Raw genomic sequence first — 6591 nt, 5'->3', positions numbered from 1 at the left:
ACCTACCGGGGCCTACATGACACGCGCGCCTTCCGTTCTTTCGACTTCACGGAAAGCGCGCTGATGCTGGGAAAACCCCGACGTCCGAGTGTACTCGATTCCCCTCAAGCGCAGGAAATCCGAGACTGATCACACCGTCCTGACGACTTGACCGGATTCCGGGTCCCACCTGAGCTGGATGGCGTCGTCTTTGGTCGCTTCCCTGTCCCGGTACTGCCCCATCAACGTGGTCGAGGCCTCCATCACGACCTCACCGCCCTCATTGGTGCAGATGTTCCGGGTGACGACGATGTCGGCGCCGAAGCGCTCGTTGACCGAATCGACCTCCATCCGCGCCCACAGCTTGTCGCCGGCCAGGATCGGCTTGTACCAGACGAACCGCTGTTCGACCTGAACGATCACCAAGTCCTCCATGCCCAGGTCGACATGGCGGAAGAAATCTAACTGCACGTACTTGGCGAAGATCGTGACGAGGGTCAGCGGCGCGACGATTGCGTCGTAGCCGAGGTCGGCCGCCGCAGCCTCGTCGAAAAAGGCCGGGTGGTCGCACTTCACAGCCCGGGCGTACTCGCGAGCCTGTTCGCGGCCCACGACGAAATAGTCCGGATACCGCCAGATCATCCCGCGGATATCGGTTTTAAGAGCCATGGAGTTACGCCAGCGTGGCTGACGCGATGGCCCTGCCGAAGATCTTCTTGCCGCCGGTGGTGGCCGTCAGAGCGATGGTCACGGACTTGGTCTCCGGATCGACGGACTTCACTCGACCGCTGAAGACCAACTCGGCTCCTTTGCCGTCGTTGGGCACCGGCACCACGGCGGTGAACCGCACGTTGTATTCGGTGACGGCACCGGGGTCACCGACCCATGAGGTGACATAGCCCCCGCCGATGCCCATTGTCAGCATGCCGTGCGCGATCGCTGTTTCGAGCCCGACGACCTTTGCGATCTCGTCGTCCCAATGGATCGGGTTCAGATCGCCGGATACCCCTGCGTAATTGACCAGGTCCTGGCGGGTCAGCGGGTAGGTCCGCTCCGGCAGTTGATCACCCACCTTGACCGAGCTGAACTCACGCAGTGGCATCGGTAAATCCCTCTTCTCCATCGTCGCCGGCACGACCCGCCAAGGTTGTGTAAGTCTCTTGCACGACGTCGCCGCTTTCGTTGGTGATGACGTTCTTGGTCACGATGATCTGGGTGCCATGCGAGGTGCGCATCGCATCCACGTAGACGTCGCAGTACAGCTTGTCTCCCTGCACGAGCGGCGCAAAGAACTTAAGCACCTGATCCACCTGGACGATCTGTGCGTCCTGAACCGCGATGTTGGCGTGTTTAAAAAACGCCGATTGCGCCATGTAGCCGAACACGCACACGAACGTCAGGGGGGCCAGCAACCCATCGTAGCCAAGCTCGGCCGAAGCCTTCTCCTCGAAAAACGCGGCGTCGTCGTTCTGCACGGCGACGGCGTACTCGCGGACTTTCTCCCGCTCCACCTCGTAATGGTCGGGGTAGCGGTAGTGCATCCCGACGATGTTCTCGGTTAATGGCACGGTTCTAAAATCTACCTAGTCGATCTGAATAAAAGCGCCCGGGCAACGCTAGCGCGTCTCGCGGTGCGCTTGGTGCTTGCCGCAGTTCGGGCAGAACTTCTTCAACTCCAGTCGGTCCGGGTCGTTTCGGCGGTTTTTCTTGGTGATGTAGTTGCGGTGCTTGCACACCTCACACGCCAAGGTGATCTTCGGTCGCACATCGGTACTGGAAGCCATGACGGTTCTCTCTCAAATCTCTCAAAACGCTTACGTTGTTGTGTTGTAGCGATGGCCGGACTCGAACCGGCGACCTAACGATTATGAGTCGTTCGCTCTAACCGACTGAGCTACATCGCCTCTGGCCACCCCGTTTGGGGTTGGAGCCGCCCTGCCTGCCCGGCGCCCGCCGAGCCCCCTAACGGAATCGAACCGTTGACCTTTTCCTTACCATGGAAACGCTCTACCGACTGAGCTAAGGGGGCCGTTCACCCGAAGCGACCAGTCGTGCCGCGGGCCTAAAAGAGGGTACAGCCTGGCTCGCAACGGCACCAAACCACGAGTCGGGCCGTTCGGTGGGTGCGGCCGAACGGCGGCGGTCGCGCGGCAATTGCGAAGTCGCGGCGGGCCGTTTCTCGACCACGTCCTAGTCTGGTCCACGTGTCAGAGGACAGGCTCTACTTCCGCCAACTGCTCGCCGGTCGTGATTTCGCCGCCGGCGACATGTTCGCGACCCAGATGCGCAACTTCTCCTATCTGATCGGCGATCGGCAGACCGGTGATTGCGTCGTGGTCGACCCCGCCTACGCCGCCGGCGATCTGCTCGACATCCTCGAGGCCGACGACATGCACCTGTCCGGGGTGCTGGTGACCCACCATCACCCCGACCACGTGGGCGGATCGATGATGGGGTTTTCGTTGCAGGGCCTGGCCGAACTGCTGGAACGGGCGCCCGCGCCCGTGCACGTCAACACCCATGAGGCGCTCTGGGTTTCGCGCGTGACCGGGATCAGCACCAGCGACCTCACGGCTCACGAGAATCACGACAAGGTCAGCATCGGCGATATCGAGATCGAGTTGCTGCACACCCCCGGCCACACGCCGGGCAGTCAGTGCTTCCTGCTCGACGGCCGTCTCGTCGCCGGCGACACGCTGTTCCTGGAGGGCTGCGGCCGTACCGACTTTCCCGGCGGCGACTCCGACGAGATGTATCGCAGCCTGCAACGGCTCGCGACTCTTCCCGGCGACCCGACGGTGTTTCCCGGCCACTGGTATTCGGTCGAGCCGAGCGCTTCGCTGGAAGAGGTCAAGCGATCCAACTACGTGTATCGAGCCGCCGACCTCGATCAGTGGCGCATGCTGATGGGCGGCTGAGGCCCTCGTCCGTCGTTCGGTCCGGGAAGCCAGGGGCCTGGCCCTGTGATATAAGCGTTGGGTGGATTCCATGGGGTGGATCCAGGACAGCTGGCATGGGGTCGCGCACATTGCGTCCAGCACCTGGATAGCTTGGGCGGCGTGGGCTGCGATCGTGATCGCGGTCGTCACGCTGCTCTTCATGAACCGCCAGATCGCACGCAATCGTCAACTGGCCGCGGAGCAGACCCGGCCGCAGGTGGCGATGTTCATGGAACCGCATCCGGCCGACTGGCACGTCATAGAACTGGTGGTCCGCAACTTCGGCCAGACGCCGGCCTACGACATCGAATTCTCGTTCCTGAATCCGCCGACCGTGGCCGAGTACGAACACGCCACTGACGGCTACGCCGATGTCGCCGAACTGCGGCTCCCCCGGGAGTTGCCGGTGCTGGCCCCCGGCCAGGAATGGCGCATGGTGTGGGATTCCGCGCTCGATCGCGCCGAAATCGGCAGCGGCATCGAGTCGCGCTTCGCCGGCACCGTGACCTATTACGACCGGCCGGAGAAGCCGCATGGGCGACGCCTCTTCGAGCGTGAACGCACTCCGCTGCAGACCCAGGTGGTGCTGGACTGGGATTCGCTGCCGCCCGTGCAGCGCATCGAACTGATGACGACCCATGACCTGGCCAAGCGAGAGAAGCAGAAGCTCGAGCTGCTGCGCGGGTTGCTGACCTACTTCCACTACGCGAGCAAGGAAACCCGTCCCGAGGTTTTCCGCAGCGAGATCGAACGCATCAACGGCGCGGTACGGGAAACGCAGGACAGGTGGCGCACCCGCCAACTGGACGAACCCACCGACGTCGGCCTGCGCTGGAGTAATGCCGAAAACGAGCTAGGCAAACACCACAGCCAGCCGGCATGACGGGCAAGGAGCAACCTATGAGCGGCCCGGTTCACTACAGCCTCAAAGATTCCATCGCGGTCATCAAGATGGACGACGGCAAGGTAAACGCCCTGGGCCCGACGATGCAGCAGGCCCTCAACGAGGCGATAGACCAGGCCGACGCCGACAACGTCGGGGCCCTGGTCATCACCGGAAACGCCCGGGTGTTCAGCGGCGGCTTCGACTTGAAGATCCTGACGTCCGGCGAGGTGCAGCCCGCGATCGACATGCTCCGTGGCGGATTCGAGCTGTCATATCGCCTGCTGTCGTACCCCAAGCCGGTGGTGATGGCGTGCACCGGCCACGCCATCGCGATGGGCGCGTTCCTGTTGTCGTCCGGCGATCACCGAGTGGCCGCGCACGCGTGCAACATTCAGGCCAACGAGGTCGCGATCGGCATGGTCATCCCCTACGCCGCGCTGGAAGTCATGAAGTTGCGGTTGACGCGCTCGGCGTATCAACAGGCCACCGGGCTGGCGAAGTCGTTCTTCGGTGAAACGGCTTTGGCCGCAGGCTTTGTCGACGAGATCGCGTTGCCCGAGATGGTGGTGGAACGGGCCGAGGAAGCCGCGCGCGAATTCGCCGGTCTGAACCAGCGCGCTCACGCGGCGACGAAGTTGCGCGCCCGCGCCGACGCGCTCAAGGCATCCGCGCCGGCATCGACGGGATCGAAGCAGAGTTCGGGCTGTAGGCGATTCAATGAACGAACGCGGCGGCCGCTCGAATCTCCGGCCACCGCGTTCCTATCGCCTCCTCGCCGCCAGTGTGACACGCGAGCGGTGTCGCGTCACGTCATCCGTGTCGGCATCCGCTTACCGGAACCTGTCCAGATAAGACGACCAATCCCAGGTGGACAGGAATTCCTGCGCGGACGCGTAACCGTTCTCGTAGAGCTCTTCCAACCGTCCCCTGGGGATGTCGAAGTCGAGCACACCCACATTGGTCGATTCGACGGCGATCGCGCGGGCGGCGACCCACGGCTGGTTCAGGTGGGTTTGGTCGTGACCCGCCAGGATGGTGGTGAGCAGGCTTTCCAGCAGGGCCGTCTGCTCGATGACGCGCAGCGATTTCAGCGCGGGCATCACCGCGCCGATGCCCTCGGCCGGTCTCGGCAAGACCGTGATCCCGAAGGTGGGCCAGCGTGGTGGCTTGCCGTCGGGGCGGTCGAAGGTGTCGATCGGAAAATTCGACAGCACACCACCGTCGACCAGGGTGGACGTCGTCCCGCCGGCAGATATCAGCTTGACCGGGCGGTAGAAGAACGGAATCGCCATCGACGCGCGCACCGCGTCGGCCACGGGTTGCTCGTCGGGGTGCAGCCCGTACAGCCGCGAGTAATCCCACGGAAGCCGCACCAACTGGGCCGCCGTCACGTCGGCGGCGGTGACCACCAGCTTGTAGCGCCGTCGCTCCAGCGGCTGGTCCTCCTCGAGGATCAGGTCGCCGAAGGTGCGCACGCCCAGGTTCTGCAACTCGCCGCGAATCCAGTCATGGGCGACGTCCCCCCGATACATGCTGGTATCCCTGACCAGTCCCCACGCGGCACCCAGAAAGGGGACGGGCCCCGCGTCGCGCCACTTGCGCAGCGGCACCGAGAAGGCGAGGTCCTTCATTTCGGCGCCGGTCAACCCGCCGTTGTTGGACGCGGCGGACAAGATCGCCGCGACCACCGAGCCGGCCGACACCCCCGAGACCCGCTGGATCGAATATCCGGAATCCATCAGCGCGACGATGGCACCCACCAGACCGATGAACTTGACGCCCCCGCCCGAAAGGACGAGATCGACATGCTTCGACCGGTCCCCGTGGTCCGCCATTTATTGCTCCGCCGTAACCCATTGATAGGGAAGGAATTTCCCGTCGAATGTCACGACCACGCGGTCGCCGGAGGGGTGCGGCTTCTTTTGCAGATCGATGCTGAAATTGATCGCACTCATGATGCCGTCGCCGAACTGCTCGTGGATCAACTCCTTGATGGCACCGCCGTACACCTGAAGCGCTTCGTAGAAGCGGTAGATGGTCGGATCGGTGGGCACCCTTGAAGCTTCTGAGGTGGGTTGCCCGCCCCGCATAGGTGGCGCCGCCAGCACCGGCACCACCGACTCGTCGAGGCCGAGCATGTCGACGAGTATTTTCGCGAGGTCAGCCGGAATCGGGTGCTGACCGAGCAACGCCGACGTCGTCCACAGCACCGGCCGGTCGATGGCGTCGGCCAACTGCTGCCAGGTCAACCCCAGTCCCAGGCGAGCCACGACTATCTGTTCGGTGATCTCGTTTCTGTTCATGGCTACCAAGCATGCCCGCCTTCGCGGGTTTCCTCAGGGCTTAGTAGCGACGACCAATCGCGTGGAGAACCAGGGGCCGCCGTACCACATGCGCCATCCGAGGTTGCGCCGCCGCACGTTTGGCCAGCCGAGTTCCCGTAGATGGGCCGCGTGCTGGCGGGTTTCCCATAAATCCGCGATGGCCAGCCGGCCACCGGGCCGCAGCACCCGGATCGCCTCGTCGAGGGCCTGCTGGCGGCCGGCGTGCGTCGGGATGTTGTGGATGGCCAGGTTGCTGACGATCACATCGACGCTTCCGTCCGGCAACGGCAGGTCGGTCATGTCGGCGGTGCGCACCTCGATGCGGTCGGCGACGTTTTCCAGTGCGGCGTTCTGCAGCGTGGCGTGCTGTGAGTTGTCAGTCTGGTCGGCCTGCCACAGGTCGACGCCGATCGCGCGGCCCCTCGGCAACCGTTTTGCCGTCGCGAGCAACACCGCCCCCCGC

General features: G+C 63.9%; 9 protein-coding genes, 2 tRNA genes and 1 pseudogene. 3 read left to right on the top strand and 9 right to left on the bottom strand.

The features are described 5' to 3' along the window. Positions 1-129: 129 nt before the first annotated feature. The 6 genes from hadC to JOZ00_RS01210 form a co-directional block, all read right to left on the bottom strand. Entirely contained in the window at positions 130-648 is a 519-nt protein-coding gene (gene hadC, locus JOZ00_RS01235; RefSeq protein WP_293338632.1) for a (3R)-hydroxyacyl-ACP dehydratase subunit HadC, read from the bottom strand. A gap of 4 nt (positions 649-652) precedes the next feature. Beyond that, positions 653-1081, bottom strand: a complete 429-nt coding sequence (hadB, locus tag JOZ00_RS01230; protein ID WP_293338630.1) for a (3R)-hydroxyacyl-ACP dehydratase subunit HadB — start codon at positions 1079-1081, stop codon at positions 653-655. Further along, positions 1068-1547 carry a (3R)-hydroxyacyl-ACP dehydratase subunit HadA gene (hadA, locus tag JOZ00_RS01225; protein ID WP_293338628.1) on the bottom strand — a complete coding sequence of 160 codons (480 nt, stop codon included), beginning with the start codon at positions 1545-1547 and terminating at the stop codon, positions 1068-1070. Before hadA ends, hadB begins: the two co-directional genes overlap by 14 nt. A gap of 48 nt (positions 1548-1595) precedes the next feature. Continuing rightward, positions 1596-1763 (bottom strand): 50S ribosomal protein L33, encoded by a 168-nt coding sequence (gene rpmG, locus JOZ00_RS01220; protein ID WP_003898538.1) that lies wholly within the window; start codon positions 1761-1763, stop codon positions 1596-1598. A 46-nt stretch (positions 1764-1809) separates the two neighbouring features. Beyond that, a tRNA-Met gene (locus tag JOZ00_RS01215) sits at positions 1810-1883 on the bottom strand. A gap of 52 nt (positions 1884-1935) precedes the next feature. Continuing rightward, positions 1936-2008, bottom strand: a tRNA-Thr gene (locus JOZ00_RS01210). Positions 2009-2183: 175 nt separating this feature from the next. Between JOZ00_RS01210 and JOZ00_RS01205 the strand changes: the two genes are divergently transcribed. From JOZ00_RS01205 to JOZ00_RS01195, 3 genes and pseudogenes are all read left to right on the top strand, one after another. Next, the gene (locus JOZ00_RS01205; RefSeq protein ID WP_293338626.1) at positions 2184-2897 is read left to right on the top strand and encodes an MBL fold metallo-hydrolase; all 714 of its coding nucleotides are present in this window, start codon (positions 2184-2186) and stop codon (positions 2895-2897) included. 70 nt (positions 2898-2967) lie between these two features. Then, entirely contained in the window at positions 2968-3801 is an 834-nt protein-coding gene (locus JOZ00_RS01200; protein ID WP_293338634.1) for a hypothetical protein, read from the top strand. Positions 3802-3818: 17 nt separating this feature from the next. Then, a pseudogene (locus tag JOZ00_RS01195) lies at positions 3819-4513 on the top strand (crotonase/enoyl-CoA hydratase family protein). A gap of 121 nt (positions 4514-4634) precedes the next feature. On the opposite strand, the gene JOZ00_RS01190 reads toward JOZ00_RS01195, so the two are convergent. From JOZ00_RS01190 to JOZ00_RS01180, 3 genes are all read right to left on the bottom strand, one after another. After that, positions 4635-5639 carry a patatin-like phospholipase family protein gene (locus JOZ00_RS01190; RefSeq protein WP_293338624.1) on the bottom strand — a complete coding sequence of 335 codons (1005 nt, stop codon included), beginning with the start codon at positions 5637-5639 and terminating at the stop codon, positions 4635-4637. Further along, positions 5640-6107 carry a cyanase gene (cynS, locus tag JOZ00_RS01185; protein WP_293338622.1) on the bottom strand — a complete coding sequence of 156 codons (468 nt, stop codon included), beginning with the start codon at positions 6105-6107 and terminating at the stop codon, positions 5640-5642. A 33-nt stretch (positions 6108-6140) separates the two neighbouring features. Further along, positions 6141-6591, bottom strand: a 451-nt coding sequence (locus JOZ00_RS01180) for a class I SAM-dependent methyltransferase (protein WP_293338620.1), incomplete at its 5' end; no start/stop codon positions are given.

The organism is Mycobacterium sp. (assembly GCF_019243155.1).
Taxonomy (GTDB): Bacteria; Actinomycetota; Actinomycetes; order Mycobacteriales; family Mycobacteriaceae; genus Mycobacterium.
Note: the sequence above shows the minus strand (reverse complement) of the source record. Positions and strands in the feature narration are given on the sequence as shown.